This window comes from Halioglobus japonicus, assembly GCF_001983995.1.
Taxonomy (GTDB): Bacteria; Pseudomonadota; Gammaproteobacteria; order Pseudomonadales; family Halieaceae; genus Halioglobus; species Halioglobus japonicus.
Genome location: NZ_CP019450.1, coordinates 1,793,949 through 1,809,661, shown reverse-complemented (window position 1 = coordinate 1,809,661; position 15,713 = coordinate 1,793,949). Strand labels below are relative to the sequence as shown.

Here is a 15,713-nt window from a genome sequence, read left to right as displayed (position 1 = left end):
CGTTCTCTAAATGGGGGGACAGACCCCGTTTTTTGCTCTTCAAAAAATGGGGTCTGTCCCCCATTTTTGGATCAGGTACCCCAGACTTTTTGCGCGGGGGATTCCTTGGCCAGCAGCTCTTCCATCGCCTCGCCGATCTCGGCGGGCGCCCAGGCAGCGCCGCGATCGACGCCGTCGGTTGTGCGCCAGCCGTCGCAGATACAAATGCGGCCACCCTCAGCTTCAAATACACGACCGGACACGTTCGCCGCGGCGGGCGATGCCAGCCAGGCCAGCAGGTTGGAAACATTCTCAGGTGCGAAGTGGTCAAAGCTGCCGTCGTCGGGCTTCTTCATGCGCTCGGCCATTTCCGGCACTGCGGTGGTCATGCCAGTACGCGCAGAGGGCGCGATCGCATTCGCTGTAATACCATAACGTCCCAGCTCCGCAGCCTGGTTCAAGGTCAGCGCGGCAATACCCGCCTTGGCGGCTGCGTAGTTAGACTGACCGATAGAGCCCTGAAGACCGGCCCCTGAAGTGGTATTGATAATGCGAGCATCAACGGTATTGCCTTCTTTGGCCTGACCGCGCCAGTAGTGAACAGCATGCGAGCTCATGCAGAAATGCCCCTTGAGGTGCACACTCATAATCGCGTCCCACTCTGCCTCGGTCATGGAGGCGAACATACGGTCACGGTTGATGCCGGCGTTGTTAAGCACAATGTGCAGGCCGCCAAAGCCGTCGATAGCCTGCTTGATAGCGTTAAGGCTGTCGTCATAGTGAGTAATGTCGGAGCTGTTGACCTCCGCCCTGCCGCCAGCGGCAACGATGTCATCGACAACCGCCTGAGCGGCATCAGTGTTAATGTCGTTAACGATCACGGCACAGCCTTCGCTGGCAAAGACCTTTGCGTGGGCAGCACCCAGGCCGCCACCAGCGCCAGTGACAATCGCGACGCGTCCTTCGAGAATTCCACTCATCAATCTATTCCTTCTTACAATCTTTCCAGGATGGTGACGTTGGCCTGACCACCCCCTTCACACATGGTTTGCAGGCCGTACTTACCACCGCTGCGCTCGAGTTCATGCAGCAATGTGGTCATCAGCTTGGTACCCGTGGCACCCAGCGGATGACCAAGGGCAATCGCACCGCCATTCACATTGGTTTTTTCGTGGTCGTAACCGGTTTCCTTCAGCCAGGCCATGGCCACAGAGGCAAACGCCTCATTGATTTCCACACGATCGATATCGCTCATGCTCATGCCGGTCTTTTTCAAAGCGTATTCCGTGGCGGGAATCGGCGCAGTCAGCATCCAGATAGGATCCGCAGCGCGCACACTCATATGCGCGATACGTGCACGAGGGGTCAGGTTGTAGCGCTTAAGCGCCTCTTCTGACACGATCAACATGGCGGAAGATCCATCGCAGGTCTGGCTGGACACACCCGCAGTGACCTTGTCGCAGCCAAACAGATAGCCCAGCTCCGCCATTTTCTCGAGGGTGGATTCGCGCGGTGTCTCGTCCATGGTCACCCCTTCCAGCGGTGCGATCTCGCGATCAAAGCGACCTTCTTTAATTGCCTTCAGCGCACGGGTGTGGGATTCAAGCGAATAGACTTCGAGATCTTCGCGCGACAACTCCCACTTGTCCGCTATCATCTGCGCCGAGCGGAACTGGGTCGGGGGTACATCGCCGTAGCGCTCTACCCAGCCCTTGGAACCGGTGAAAGGATCGCTGAAGCCCAGCGGCTCAGCCGCGATCATCGCAGACGAGATCGGAATCTGCGTCATAGTTTGCACACCGCCGGCAATCACAACATCGTTCACGCCGGCCATAATGGCCTGTGCGGCGAAATGCACAGCCTGCTGTGACGAACCACACTGACGATCAATCGTGGTTCCCGGCACCACATCGGAAAGACCGGCAGCCAACCAGCAGGTACGGGCAATATCGCCCGCCAGCGGCCCGATCGTGTCGACACAGCCAAACATCACATCGTCATACTCATCGTCGGGAATACTGTTGCGCGCTACCAGTGTCTTGAGCACATGCGCGCCCAGGTCGGCGCCATGCACGTGAGCCAGCCCGCCTTTGCGTCGCCCGGTAGGTGAACGCACCGCATCTACAATATAAGCATCTGCCATTTCTAATCTCCTTACTTAGCCGAGCGTGCCGTCGGCACCGAGTGCCGCACCGTCCGCAAAAATGTGTTCTGCCACGCGCTCTTTGTGATACGCAGCGTCGCCCCAGGTATTGGCCATTGCCCAGGCTTTTTTCATAAAGATATGCAGATCAACTTCCCAGGTGTAACCCATGGCCCCATGCACCTGAAGACAGTTCTTGGCCGCAAGATTGGCCGCCTCACAGGCCATCAGTTTGGCCTGCGACACCGCATGAGCTGCAACGGCTTCGCCATGAGCAATGCTGTAAGCCGCGCGATGCACTGGCGCCTTGGCATATTCAAGGCGCACAGCAACATTGGCCATGTGATGTTTGACAGCCTGAAAGGTACCGATGGCCTGGCCGAACTGCTGCCGCTCGCTGGTATATTGAACAGAGATATCGATCATGCGCTGGGCCAGACCAAGCGCTTGCGCCGCGGCGCCGAGCGCCCCACGATTGAGAGCAGCTTCCAGCAGCGTCGCTGCCTGTTCGCCATTTGCTACCGCATCGACGTCGCTATTCACACTCACACTGAACAGCCTGCGTGAGGGGTCAACCGACTCGTTGTGTTGTAGCGTCATCTGCTCCTGGGTCAGCGCATACCAGCTACCTTCTGTGTACCACAGCACCAGGTCAGCCACATGTGCGTCTTCCGCCAGCAAATTTTGCTCAATACCGGCAACAACCCGCGCCTCGCCAGTGGCCACCTGTGGCAACCATTGTTCCGCCAGGTCGCCACCGATGGTCTTCAGGAGCGGCACCGCTACAAGCACACTGTTAACCAGCGGCTCCGGCAGGGCCACGTAGCCGCACTCCTGTGCCAACAATACGAAATCGAGTTCGCTCATGCCCAGCCCACCGAAGGCTTCCGGGACAGTAAGTCCCGTCAGACCCAACTCCGCGAGCTGCGCCCATAGCTCCTGGCTGCGACCCGTCTCGGTATCCCAGCTTGAGCGAATGCGCTCAGGCGTAATTTCGTTGACTAGAAAGTCGCGCACGGAATCCTGGAACAGCAATTGATCTTCGCTAAAAGTGAAATCCATGACTTACTTCCTCGGCATACCGAGCATGCGCTCGGCAATAATGTTTCTCTGGACTTCGTTAGTCCCGGCATAAATGGGACCGGACTGGGAAAACAGCCACCCATCCAACCAGGTGCCCACCCCTTTCGCATCTGGCGCATGGGACAATAGCTCTGCCCGGGCACCGAGAATGCTCATAGCAGTCGCGTGCATGTTTTGATCGAGCTCAGACCAGAAGATCTTGTTCGTTGAGGACTCTGCACCAATTTTGCCGCCTTTGTTCAGGCGACAGGCAGTTTGATAGGTGGTGAGGCAATAGCTCTCTGCGTCCATGTAGGCACGCAACACGGCATCCTTCACCGACGGATCGCGATCCGCCGAGGCGCGATTTTCCTTGTAGAGTTCTACCAGGCGACGGGCGGTTTCCTGGAACCGCGCAGGAGAGCGCAACATCAAGCCGCGTTCAAAACCTGCGGTCGCCATAGCCACACTCCAGCCAGCGCCCTCGTCACCGAGGCGATTGGAAACATCCACTTCCACGTTATCAAAGAATATTTCTGCAAAACCCGGCAGGCCGTCCAGCTGGGGGATGGGCCGCACCGTAATACCCGGTGAATCCAGCGGCACCAGAATAAACGTCAAACCGCGATGACGTTCCGAATCAGGATCGGTGCGGAACATACCAAAACACCAGTCAGCCCAGACCGCCCGGGTAGACCAGGTTTTCTGGCCGTTAATAATGTACTTATCCCCTTCCAGGCGCGCAGTGGAGCGGATAGCCGCCATGTCTGATCCGGCATTGGGCTCAGACCAACCCTGGGCCCAGACCTCTTCACCGGTCGCCATCTTCGGCAGAATGCGCGCCTTTTGTTCTTCGGTGCCGTACTCCATCAGGGTGGGGCCGAGCAGAAAAATACCGTTCTGGTTCACCCGCAGCGGCGCGCGCGCCTTGTAGTATTCTTCTTCGAAAATCAGCCACTCGATCAGGTCGCAGCTGCGGCCGCCCAGTTCTTCAGGCCAGGTCACCATGCCCCAGCGGCCTTCGTTCAGTTTGGCCTCCCACTCGCGGTGCTGCGCGAAGCCCTCGGCTGTATCAAAGGTAGTCAGCGGCTGCGCCGGCACATTGGCCGCCAGCCAGCTACGCACTTCTTCACGAAATGCGTTTTGCTCTTCAGTAAAATTCAGGTCCATTCTTTACTCTCAATCGAATTTCGCGTCGCGCTTCTCAACAAAGGCGTCGCGTGATTCCTGCGAATCGCCCATCGTATAGGCCTCGAGCGTGAAGCCCTGCTCCCAACGATACTTGTCTTCCAGATTGCCATCCTCGATACCGGTCAGCGCCTCTTTGGCGAGCCGGACCATGGCGGGGGATTTGTCGGCAATTTTTGCGGCAATCTCCCGTGCATTGGGCAGCAATTCCTCAAGGGGAACCACCTTCTCGACCGCACCGAGGCGATAGGCTTCCTGCGCATCAATAAATTCACCGGTGAAGTACATGTAGCGCACTTTTTGTACGGGGAACATGCGCTGAAGATGAGCGCCACCGCCCATGGCACCGCGGTCAATCTCAGGCACACCAAAGCGCGCACATTCGGAGCAGACAATGATGTCCGCAGCGCCCGCCATGCCGATACCACCGCCGAGCACAAAATTGTGTAGCGCAACGATGACCGGCTTGGGGTTGCGGTGAATCGCGCGAAAGGTTTCGTAATTCCCCTTGTTCACATCAACGATCTTGCTGCCGTCGGCGGCGAGTTCCTTGATATCAACGCCAGCACAAAAACCTTTGCTGGCAGAGCCGATGATAATCACGCGAACATCATCGTTAACGCCCAGTGCGTCGATCTCGTCGGCAATCGCAAACCAGCCTGCGCTGTCAAAGGCATTGACAGGGGGATGATCCAGAATCATTTCGGCAATGCCGTTCTCGATACTGGTATTAAAGGGCTTGGACATCTTCAGCTCCTGTTATTGAACGCGCTGGGCGAGCGCTGTGAGGCGCGCTTCGGCTTCGCTCACAATGGAATGAATCAGCTCTTCACAGCTGAGCAGTTCGTCAATCACGCCGGCCACCTGGCCGGAGGGCAGCACACCCTCAGAGGGGTGTCCCTCAACCATGGCTTTCTGAATAATCATCGGGGCGTTGGCCGACATCATTGCCTGGGCCGTGGTGAGGTCTGAATCGTTATGCATTTGCCAGGCAGACTTCAGCAGACTCGTGAACGTGGCACCGGTATGCTCGCGAAACGCGAGACCATTGCGCAGGGCTATCATCAGCTTTTTCAATGGCCCGGCTTTCTCAAGATCAGTGAGCAACTCATTCATGATCATGCGTTGCGGCAACCCATCCATGGCTTTAGAGACAATAATCTCGCCGGGGTTGCGACAATCGATATAGCGCTGCAGTGTCTCCCGGGGAACCGGGCTCTCCTCTGTCATCAGGAAGCGTGTTCCCATGGCAATACCATCGGCGCCCCAGGACAGCGCTGCCGTCAGGCCACGACCGTCCTTGAAGCCACCGGCTGCGACCACAGGCACCTTGTCGCCCACCGCATCCACAATCTGGGGAATCAGCAATGTGGTGGGAATGGCACCGGTATGGCCGCCACCCTCACCGCCCTGCACGGTGACCACATCAGCCCCGAGCTCCACCGCCTTAATGGCGTGCTTGGGCAGACCGACTGTAGGCATACAGATAACGCCCGCGTCCTTGAGCCTGGCAATCATGTCCGGGCCCGGTGAGCGCGAATAACTGACTGCCTTCACGCCGTGGCGTATCACCATATCCACGATCCCAGCCGCATTCGGCTGATACATATGGAAGTTCACACCAAAGGGCTTATCGGTCAGCTCCTTGACCCGCAGGATATCGCGCTCCATTTCGTCGGCGGGAATCGTCGCCCCGGCGAGAAAACCAAAGCCACCGGCATTACAGCTACCGGCTACCAGGCGTGGATCGGCCACCCACCCCATCGCGGTTTGCACGATGGGGTATTGGCAGCCCAGCAGTTCTGTCAGTCGCGTTTGCAGCATGGCCTAGCTCCGAACGCCCGGAGGATTGTCCTTGATCTGGTAAGCGCGCTGATTGTGCGGGTCCATTTGCGCGATGATCGCCAGCTGCTCCTCAGTGGGCGCTTCGGTGGTGGGAATGTCGCCTTCGATATGCACGGCATACGCCGTGTTTTCCTGCACCTGCTCGGCGGTGACGCCGGGATGCAGGGATACCAGGCGAATCTGGTGATCCGGCCCACCAAAATCCATAACACACAGGTCGGTCACAATCAGGCGGATATCGATATCGTCCAGGCTGTGGCCCTTGGGCAGACGCTCGGGGTTGTAGCCGATGGAGGAAACGAAATCGCACTCGCCGTCCATGAACACGCGGGTATTGTGGCTGGGCACAAAGAAGCTGTTGGGGTGAGAGATTGAATTACCCGGGAATCCACGGGCGCCCAGCATCATCACCTTGGGCGCCTCATAGGTGCCGCCCAGCGCAGATGTATTGGTCTGGCCGTACTTGTCGATCTGGGTGGGGCCGAGCATGGCGTGACGCTTGCCGCTCCAGACGTTGTCAAAAATGCGGGAAAAGCCCATCCAGCTCTCGTTGGCCTGCATATGGTCTTCGCCGCGCTTGCCAATCGGATTGGGCTCGCTGAGCATCCAGGCCTCTGAATCCGTCATCATCAGGTCGGGGTTGGTGGTTTTCATCGCCAGGCTCGCGGCCAGGCGGGGAATCACACCGATACCGGTCGCGAGAACCTCGCCCTCATCGGCAAAAGCCTTGCTCGCCGCTACGATGCAGAGTTCGGCCAGGGTGTAATCACTTGCTACAGTCATGTTGATCTCCTTGCCGATCAGTAAGTGGGCAATTCAATGGCGCGGATGGCGTCGAGGCCACCGACGTTCTGCTGGTACTCCTCCTCAGAGGCACCCAGGTACTTATCGAAGTACGCCTGGATACCGCCCTCTTTCGCAGAACCTGTGTAGGCCTTGAAGTGGGGCACATCGAAGCCATACATCGGTGAGCAAGAGGTCGGGTGCGCGCCACCGGCAATAGGCACCACACCTGTCGTCTGCGAGCGTTCCCAGTGCACCAGGCGAGCCTGGGCAGGGTCGTGGAAGTATTCGGTGGCAACCAGCTCGTCACAGGAGACAAAGGTTTTGTCGGCGGCGCGAGCGAACCAGTCGTCCATATAATGATCGGGGCCGGCGATCTGGCAGACCCCGCGCTCGTCAGCGCGGTCAGCGTGAATCAATGACGCGTCGAGCTTCAGTGCCGGCATGGCGACCCACTCTTTGTCATCGTAAGGGCTATCAATCACCTTGATGTCGGGGTTCTTGGTCACGATGTCTGTACCCAGACCAACCTCGGTGGGGATGTAAGGCACACCCCAGGCAGCGGCGCGCAGCCCCAGCAACATCATGCCCTCATCAATTTCCATCACCTCGATGGCACCTGACTGACGCGCCTGACGGAAGTAAGGCTCCAGCGGGATAAAATCCAGTGACACAAACGCGAATACCACCTTTTTCACCTTGCCGGCCGCACAGAGCATGCCCACGTCGGCGCCTCCGTAGGACACTACGGTGAGATCCTTGAGGTCAGAGCGCAGGATTTCCCGCACCAGCGCCATCGGCTTGCGCCGCGGCCCCAACCGCCAATGCCGATGGTCATGCCATCTTCCAGTTGAGCGACAACGTCAGCCGCTGTCATCTGCTTGTTCATGTCGTTTTCCTTACTTAACTGACGATCCGCGCCATGCGGTAATCGTGTTTGATGAAATTGACGCCGAGGGTACTTTCAGTGCGACGCACGCCCTCGATGCTGGTAATTCGGTCGTGAATAAAGTGCGCCAGGTGCTCGGCATTGCGGACCATGGTGATCGCCAGGATGTCAGAGCGCCCCAGCATGACGCCGACAAAACCCAGCTCTCCCACTTCGGCCAGTCGGCTCGCTACCTCGCGCGCCTGGTCACTGCGCTCTACCTCGATCCAGATATAGGCCAGCGCGTGATTGTCAAAGCGATCGATATTGGTGACCGCGGTAATGCGCACCTGGCGTTCTTCTTCCATGCGCTTGATACGCGCCCTCACGGTACCTTCACTCACACCCAGGCTCTCAGCAATTTCACGATTGCTGATGCGGGCGTCCGGCGCCAGACGCTCAACAATAGCGGCATCCACCTCGTCCAGCCTACGCGTCATGAAACGGCACCCAGTCCGGTTGATTCTTGAGTACATCGACCGCCAGTGATGGGGTTAACTTGCGCACACCGGGTAAGGTACCTAGGGTGTCACTGAGCAGTGCATTCAGGCCCTGTTGATCAGGCGCCACAACAAGAATCTCTATATCGTGAGCGCCTACTACTGCGTTCACCGAGAACACCTCAGGAATACTGGCCAGGTCGCGGGCAACCTCTTCCGGCGCCCTGCCCTCTACCTGCACACCTACGGCCAACAGCATGTCAAAGCCAGCGGCCTGGGTATCTGTCACGGCGACGACACGCATGGTGTTTGATTCTTCGAGGCGGCGCACCCGGCTGCGCACGGTGGCCTCAGTAATATTCAGCTCTCGCGCTATGGCGCGGAACGCCATGCGACCGTCTTCTCGCAGCAGCTCGATGATGCCCACATCGGTGGCGTCGAGCTCAATCGGCGCAGACTGGTCGCTGGTTGCGGCGAGGTTCATGCCAGCTCCTTTGCCGCCAGGTCGCGCAGGTTATTCTTCAAGATTTTGCCACCGGCGTTCATGGGAAACTCGTCGAGGAATCCGACGCTGCGGGGCACCTTATAATTCGCCATTTGCTCGCGGGACCAGGCAATGACCGCGGCCTCATCAAGGTCGGCACCCGCCTCGCGCACAATATACGCCCGGGCGACCTCACCCATACGCTCGTCGGGCACACCAATGACGGCAGCGCGTGCCACGCCGGGCATGCCACAGAGAATATTTTCGATCTCTGCCGGATAGGTGTTGAAGCCACCGACGATAAACATGTCCTTGATGCGGTCGGTAATGCGCACATAACCTTCTGCGTCCATCACGCCAACGTCACCGGTTTTGAGCCAACCATCGACGGTCACGGTCTTCGCAGTCTCCTCGGGGTTATCGAGATAGCCGCGCATCACGTTGAAGCCGCGGAACCAAATTTCGCCCTCTTGGCCAGCTGCCACAGTAGTCCCGGCGGCGTCGACACATTTCATCTCAACACCGTCCATGGCTTTTCCCGAACTGTGGGAAATGCGCTCCGCGCTGTCATCGGCCCTACAGATCGACACCACGCCGCAGGATTCCGTGAGTCCATAAGCGGTGACGACCACCTCAAAGCCCAACGCCTCACGCATTTGCTCGACCAGCGAAACCGGGACCGGTGCAGCACCAGTCACTGCAAGGCGAAGGCTGGACAAGTCATAGTCAGCGCGCTGCGGGTGCGCCAGCAGCGATTGGTAAATCGTTGGCGGCCGGGAATCATAGAGATACGTTCGCGGGCAATCTGCGCCATTACCGCATCGAGGTCGAAGTTCTTTACCGGCAACATATGAGCGCCGCGGATAATGCAGGCCAGCCAGCCAGCTTTATAGCCAAAGGAATGGAAGAAGGGATTGATGACCAGATAGTTGTCATCAGCGCGCAGACCGACCGTAGCACTCCAGTTTTCAAAGGTCCGGATATTTTGGCCATGACAGGTCACCACGCCCTTGGGATTGCCTGTCGTACCGGATGTAAAGAGGATGTCGAGCACATCATCTGGCGTCAGTTCATCGGCACGGGCCGCCACCTCTTGGGCAGCCACAGAATCGCCCTCGGCCAGAAATATCTCCCAAGACACTCCACCGTCACCCCCGTCTAGCATCACCACCTGCTCCAGCGCGGGTAGTGCCTGCTCCTGCAGCAGTGCTGGGTAGTTCACCCCCAGAAAGTCGCCAACGGTAAAGAGTAATTTCGCGCCGCTGGCTTGCAGCACATAGGCCGCCTCTGCCCCTTTCATGCGGGTATTCAGCGGTACCAGCACGCCGCCTACTGACTGCGCACCAATCGCGGCAATAATCCACTGATAGATATTGGGAGCCCAGATGGCAATGCGGTCGCCCTTCCCAAGCCCGGCAGCAATAAATGCCCGGCCGGCCGCAATCCGGGCCTCATCGAGCTGGGTGTAGCTAAGCGTTACATCGCCATCGGTAATGGCCGTGCGTGCGCCATGAGTGGCAGCGGCCTGGGTGACCAGCTGCGGCAGGGTTCGGGGCTGGTAGGCGTCCGACATGATTGCGGGCATCCCTCTGCATTCGAGTGAGATGCATCATAGGCGCCTTCGACGGGGCCAACAACCGGATTTCGTAGCTATTGGTTCAATTTTCTACGAATAGCGCCATTTATTCTAAGAATAGCGCCCACTATCCGCAGAAGTTCTAAGAAAACAGAGACTTAGCTGTTGACCAGCTCCCAGCTGTCGTCATCCGCGTGCTGCAGGACCTTTTGCTCCTGCTGCAACTTGATCAAATGGGCACTCATCGACAGTTTGGCCATCTCGTGCAGACCTTCATCGACATCGTCGTAAACCACCTTGACCAGCGTATCGAGATTGGCCCGACCGGTGTGCTGCAAGCCCTTGATGACCTTGGCCTCACGCTGCAGGCGATGGTTCACCAGCCACTCCACGATGGCCTTGGAATTTTCCATCACCTCACCGTGTCCCGGTGCAATCAGCTCCAGATCGTACTCCAGCAACAGCTGCAGTGACTCGATGTAGGCCTTCATATCGCCGCTGGGCGGTACGATAACAACCGTGGAACCGTTCATAATATGGTCACCAGCAAACAACATACGCTCTTCTTCCAGAAAGAAGCAGAAATGGTTGCTCACATGACCCGGCGTATGAACCGCCCGCAGCGTGAACTCGTCGCTGCGTAACACGTCGTCGTGCTCAAGCTCCCAGATCGGCTTGAATGTCTCATCCTGAAACATTTTATCTTCTGGCGACATACCCAGGGGCTTGGCGCCGGTGGCGTCGGCAATAGCTTTCCAGGCGGGCGAGTGGTCCGGATGGGTGTGAGTGCATACCACCCATTTGATCTTGTCACCGCCAGCTTCCAGGATGGCATCAATGTGCTCGGGAATCGCCGGCCCAGGGTCAAGCACGGCGATCTGCTCATCCCCCAGCAGGTACGTGTTGGTTCCCGCACCGGTCATCACCCCGGGGTTGGGAGCCACAATACGCCTGACCCTGGCGTTCAGACGAAACGGTACGCCGTGATCAAGCACGATTACACCAGGTTCTCGATGGGCGCAACTGTATCGACATCGGCTTCATAATCAACACCGTCAACCTCGAACCCGAACAGCTGCAGGAATTCGCGCTTGTAGCCAGCGAAGTCGGAAAGATCGTGTAGCGTGTCAGTATTAATATCCTGCCAAAGATCGGCCACCGCCGCCTGCACCGCAGGGTCGAGCTCCTTGCGATCTGCCCGCAGACGACCCTCTTCGTCGAGATAGGGTTCAGCGCCATAGAGCGAATCGCGGAACAGGCCATCAACCTGCTCAATGCATCCCTCATGGGTGCCGTTTTCTTTCATCACCTTGAACAGCAACGCCAGGTAAATCGGCATGGCCGGAATAGCTGCACTGGCCTGGGTCACTACCGCTTTAAGCACTGAGACGCGGGCATCGCCACCCTTGGCCGCCAGACGCTCGCGAATATCGATGACGCGCCTATCCAGATCTTTCTTGGCAGCACCGATGGTGCCGTGCCAGTAAATATCCCAGGTCAGCTTTTCACCGATATAGGTGTAAGCAGTCGTTTTGGCGCCATCAGCGAGCACGCCCGCTGCATCCAGCGCTTCAATCCACATCTGCCAGTCCTCGCCACCCATGACGGCAACGGTGTTGGCTATCTCGTCATCGTTGGCCTGTTCAATATGGAAGTCCTGTACTTCTTCCTTATCGGTGTTGACACCTTTTTGCACGGTATCCTTGCCGATCGGCTTAAGCGTGGAATTGTGAACCTCGCCCGTAACCGGGTGCTGGCGACGCGGGGCGGCCAGGCTGTAAACCACAAGATCCACCTGGCCCATATCAGCCTTGATGGTTTCAATCGTCTTTTGCTTGATGTCATCGGAGAAGGCGTCGCCATTAATACTCTTGGCATACAGGCCCTCTTCTTCAGCGAACTTGTGGAACGCCGCGGAGTTATACCAGCCGGCGGTGCCGGGCTTGCGCTCGGTGCCTTCTTTCTCGAAGAAAATACCCAGGGTGGAAGCGCCCGCACCGAAAGCAGCGCTGATGCGCGAAGCCAGGCCATAACCGGTCGAAGCGCCAATCACCAGCACACGCTTGGGGCCGTCTTCAATCGGGCCCTGCGCTTTCACATAATCGATCTGCTTTTTAACATTGGCTTCACAGCCGGTGGGGTGAGTAGTAATACAAAGAAAACCGCGCACACGTGGTTTGATGATCATTGGCTAAAGGTCCCTGAAATTGCGTCATTATCTGGTCAGAGAGTTTAACACAGCTTCGCTGGCACAAATGCAGTTACAGGGCCCCGGAGTGACCCTCCAGGTTAGTAATCCACACTGTCTGGTAGGGGTGCACGTCGATGACCTCATCGCGGCCGTGATAGTGGGTCCCGCTGATCAGGTCCACCCAATCATCGGTGCCTATCAGGTTAATATCCGACAATGCCAATGGTATAGCGGCATTGGAAATATTGCTGATACAGAACACACTCTGGCGGCGATCCATACTCTGGCGCCAGAAACCGAAAACGGCATCACCCAGATGCAGCGTAAACTGCGTGGCATTGGGGTGAAATGCTGCCTGCTCACGGCGAATCGCCAGCAGCGCCTTGATACGGGCGAACACTTGAGCGTGACTGGAATCCTCGCGCGACAGCACCGACTCCAGCGCCTCATCATCCCACTGATGCCGATTGATCGCGCGATAGTGCCCGGCATTCTCTACACGGTCATAGTCATTGCGCGTACCCAGCAGGCTGTGGATGTAAATGCCCGGTATGCCTTCCAGGCCAAGCATGATGGCATGCGCACACACAAAGCGCTCCACGCCCCACTCATCAGGCCCCGATGTCGTTCCTTGCAGGGCATCAAACAGCGAGATATTGATCTCGTAGGGTTTGCTCTGCCCATCTTCCAGAGCACGGTAAGACACATGACCACCAAATTGCCCCATGGTCTCGACCAATGACGTGAGCTCGGCATCACTGAGCAAACCCTCTGCAGGGCGCAAGCCAATACCATCATGCGAGGCGATGAAATTGAAATACGCCGTGCCGTTCTGGGCTGGAGGCATACTCATCATCCACATCTTCAGATGCTGGCAATTCCCGGTGACCAGTGTGTTGACCAATAGCGGCGGCAGCGAAAAATTGTAGATACAGTGGGCTTCATTGGAGTTACCAAAGTAAGACAGGTTCTGCTGGTTGGGGATATTGGTTTCAGTAATCAGCAGCGCACCGGGAACCGCGTGCTCGACCAAAGTGCGCAACAGCCGCACTACCTCGTGTGTCTCCTCCAGATTAAGACTGGTGGTACCGGCGACTTTCCACAGGAACGCCACCGCATCTAGCCTAAAAATTCGCACGCCGTTGTCGAGATAATGACGGACAATACTGACGAACTGCTTGAGCACCTCAGGGTTGCGAAAATCCAGGTCCACCTGATCGTGACTGAACGTGCACCAAACGTACCGCGTACCCTCGCTGGTCTCCACTTCCCGCAGCAGCTCGGACGTGCGCGGCCGCACCACCTGACTCAGATCATCCTCCGGCGATGCGGTAAAAAAGTACCCCTTGCCCGGCGTTTCACCCTTGAGAAAATTCTGGAACCACAGGCTGCGCGCAGAACAGTGGTTAATGACCAGGTCCGCCATGAGGTCGTAACTGCCAGCGATGGCTTCGACGTCATCCCAGGTACCCAATGCTTCATTCACGCTGGAATAATCGAGCACCGAAAATCCATCGTCTGAACTCCAGGGACAAAACGGCAGAATATGCACTCCTGTCAGCAAGCCCTCGCTGTGCTGATCGAAAAAACGTTTTAATGTCACCAGGGGCTTTTCACCTTCCCTGAGAATGCTATCGCCGTAGGTAATTGCAATGGCGTCGCGCTGGCTCCAGTGATTCACGTACTGCGGCGGTGGTGCTGCAGCAGGATCGAGGCGCATCAGTTCCAGCAGTGATGTAGCCAGGCTGTCCAGGTTCACCGACAGTGGGTTGGTTCGGTATATCAGGTCAACATGGTGTTGAACCCGGTCCAGTAAATGGGCCTGATCGCTGTCACGCTGTTGCATGGTGCCCGCTAGCCCCCCTGCCCGAAATCGCGGTGATCGGCCTCAACCGCCTCGTGAAGCTGTTCGAGCACATCGGGCAAGGCGCTGATCACCCTGCTCCAACTGGGAATAAAGGGACGCTCCATGGGCCGCGCCAGAAACGCTTCGCCTGCCTTCATAATATTCTCGGCAAACATCTCCACCGCTTTTTCCTCATTGTGAATATCCAATGTCAGGCCATTCATTACTGCATCGTTGTGATAGGTCTCCACAAAATCCAGGGCAATGCGGTAGTAAGTGGCCTTCAGGGAACGAAACAACTCTGTATTAAACGTCACACCCCGGGTCGCCAGCTTGCGAATTAACGCCTTGGTGATATCGATGGACATTTTCGACAACCCACCCTGATCATCGTTGGCGGAAAGTTCCTGATGCTTGTGATCATATACATCGGCGATGTCTGCCTGGCACAGGCGATTGTTGGCGTAGTTGCGATACATCTCGGACAGAACGCCGATCTCAAGCCCCCAGTCACTGGGAATACGAATGTCATTGAGCACATCTCGACGGAAGGAGAACTCCCCCGCCAGCGGATAACGGAAGCTATCCATGTAATCCAGGTACTCCATATCACCCAGACATTTTTTCAATGCGCGCAATAGCGGTGTCACCAACAGACGGCTTACACGACCGTTAATCTTGCCGTCGGCAACCCGGGCGTAATAACCCTTGCAGAACTCATAGTTGAATCGCGGATGGGCCACCGGGTAGATCAGCCGTGCCAGCATGGAGCGTTCGTAGGTCACGATGTCACAGTCGTGCAAAGCCACAGATTCGGTGCGATTGGATGCCAGCGTATAACCCATGCAATACCAGACATTGCGCCCCTTGCCCAATTCCTTGGGCGCCAGATCCTGGGCCTGGAGCTGCTCGTCCAGTGCTTTGAGACGCGGCCCATCATTCCAGAGCACCCGGTGGCGCTGCGGCAATTGTCCAAAAAAACCCAGTGCCTGGCGATACTGGTCCTCGGTCGCCCGATCCAGACCGATCACAATTTCCGACAGATAACCGGCGCCCTGGAGTTCGTCCAGTATCTTGGGCATCGCCTCGCCCTCCAACTCCGAATACAGTGACGGCAGAATCAACCCCATAGGACGTTCGCGAGAAAACGCCTGCAGATCCGCCTCCAACTCTTCGAGCGGTCGATCGGAGAGGTTATGCAGCGTGGTAATGATGCCGTTCTGGTAAAAATCACCCATGTATTTCGTT

Annotated in this window: 16 protein-coding genes and 1 pseudogene; all 17 read right to left on the bottom strand. The window is 57.3% G+C overall.

Annotated features, from left to right (window positions below; all coding sequences use genetic code 11):
- Window positions 1–71 precede the first annotated feature (71 nt).
- Window positions 72–959 (bottom strand): SDR family oxidoreductase, encoded by an 888-nt coding sequence (locus BST95_RS08535; RefSeq protein ID WP_084198907.1) that lies wholly within the window; start codon window positions 957–959, stop codon window positions 72–74.
- Window positions 960–973: 14 nt separating this feature from the next.
- The gene (locus BST95_RS08530) at window positions 974–2,122 is read right to left on the bottom strand and encodes an acetyl-CoA C-acetyltransferase (protein ID WP_084198906.1); all 1,149 of its coding nucleotides are present in this window, start codon (window positions 2,120–2,122) and stop codon (window positions 974–976) included.
- A gap of 15 nt (window positions 2,123–2,137) precedes the next feature.
- Entirely contained in the window at window positions 2,138–3,184 is a 1,047-nt protein-coding gene (locus BST95_RS08525; protein ID WP_084198905.1) for an acyl-CoA dehydrogenase family protein, read from the bottom strand.
- A gap of 3 nt (window positions 3,185–3,187) precedes the next feature.
- Entirely contained in the window at window positions 3,188–4,354 is a 1,167-nt protein-coding gene (locus tag BST95_RS08520) for an acyl-CoA dehydrogenase (RefSeq protein ID WP_084198904.1), read from the bottom strand.
- Between the two features lie 9 nt (window positions 4,355–4,363).
- Entirely contained in the window at window positions 4,364–5,119 is a 756-nt protein-coding gene (locus BST95_RS08515; protein ID WP_066058179.1) for an enoyl-CoA hydratase family protein, read from the bottom strand.
- A gap of 12 nt (window positions 5,120–5,131) precedes the next feature.
- On the bottom strand, window positions 5,132–6,196 hold the full coding sequence (locus tag BST95_RS08510; protein WP_084198903.1) for an NAD(P)H-dependent flavin oxidoreductase: 1,065 nt from the start codon (window positions 6,194–6,196) through the stop codon (window positions 5,132–5,134).
- 3 nt (window positions 6,197–6,199) lie between these two features.
- Window positions 6,200–7,000: a CoA-transferase subunit beta gene (locus tag BST95_RS08505; RefSeq protein ID WP_084198902.1), complete on the bottom strand. Its 801-nt coding sequence runs from the start codon at window positions 6,998–7,000 to the stop codon at window positions 6,200–6,202.
- A 17-nt stretch (window positions 7,001–7,017) separates the two neighbouring features.
- Window positions 7,018–7,797 (bottom strand): CoA transferase subunit A, encoded by a 780-nt coding sequence (locus BST95_RS08500; protein ID WP_240500283.1) that lies wholly within the window; start codon window positions 7,795–7,797, stop codon window positions 7,018–7,020.
- The gene (locus BST95_RS20440; protein ID WP_240500282.1) at window positions 7,746–7,889 is read right to left on the bottom strand and encodes a hypothetical protein; all 144 of its coding nucleotides are present in this window, start codon (window positions 7,887–7,889) and stop codon (window positions 7,746–7,748) included. Before BST95_RS20440 ends, BST95_RS08500 begins: the two co-directional genes overlap by 52 nt.
- Window positions 7,890–7,903: 14 nt before the next feature.
- Window positions 7,904–8,368: an Lrp/AsnC family transcriptional regulator gene (locus BST95_RS08495; protein ID WP_066058167.1), complete on the bottom strand. Its 465-nt coding sequence runs from the start codon at window positions 8,366–8,368 to the stop codon at window positions 7,904–7,906.
- Window positions 8,358–8,852, bottom strand: a complete 495-nt coding sequence (locus BST95_RS08490) for an Lrp/AsnC family transcriptional regulator (protein ID WP_084198901.1) — start codon at window positions 8,850–8,852, stop codon at window positions 8,358–8,360. The genes BST95_RS08495 and BST95_RS08490 overlap by 11 nt, the downstream gene beginning before the upstream one ends.
- Window positions 8,849–9,100: an AMP-binding enzyme gene (locus BST95_RS20435; RefSeq protein ID WP_240500294.1), complete on the bottom strand. Its 252-nt coding sequence runs from the start codon at window positions 9,098–9,100 to the stop codon at window positions 8,849–8,851. Before BST95_RS20435 ends, BST95_RS08490 begins: the two co-directional genes overlap by 4 nt.
- Window positions 9,101–9,334: 234 nt before the next feature.
- A pseudogene (locus BST95_RS08485) lies at window positions 9,335–10,425 on the bottom strand (AMP-binding protein); the annotation flags it as partial.
- A gap of 161 nt (window positions 10,426–10,586) precedes the next feature.
- Entirely contained in the window at window positions 10,587–11,423 is an 837-nt protein-coding gene (locus BST95_RS08480; protein ID WP_308428307.1) for an MBL fold metallo-hydrolase, read from the bottom strand.
- Window positions 11,424–11,425: 2 nt separating this feature from the next.
- Window positions 11,426–12,616, bottom strand: coding sequence for an enoyl-ACP reductase FabV (gene fabV / locus BST95_RS08475; protein WP_084198900.1), 1,191 nt, complete (start codon window positions 12,614–12,616; stop codon window positions 11,426–11,428).
- 73 nt (window positions 12,617–12,689) lie between these two features.
- Window positions 12,690–14,465 carry a sugar phosphorylase gene (locus tag BST95_RS08470; protein WP_084198899.1) on the bottom strand — a complete coding sequence of 592 codons (1,776 nt, stop codon included), beginning with the start codon at window positions 14,463–14,465 and terminating at the stop codon, window positions 12,690–12,692.
- 8 nt (window positions 14,466–14,473) lie between these two features.
- Entirely contained in the window at window positions 14,474–15,703 is a 1,230-nt protein-coding gene (locus BST95_RS08465; protein ID WP_084198898.1) for a glycosyltransferase family protein, read from the bottom strand.
- Window positions 15,704–15,713 lie beyond the last annotated feature (10 nt).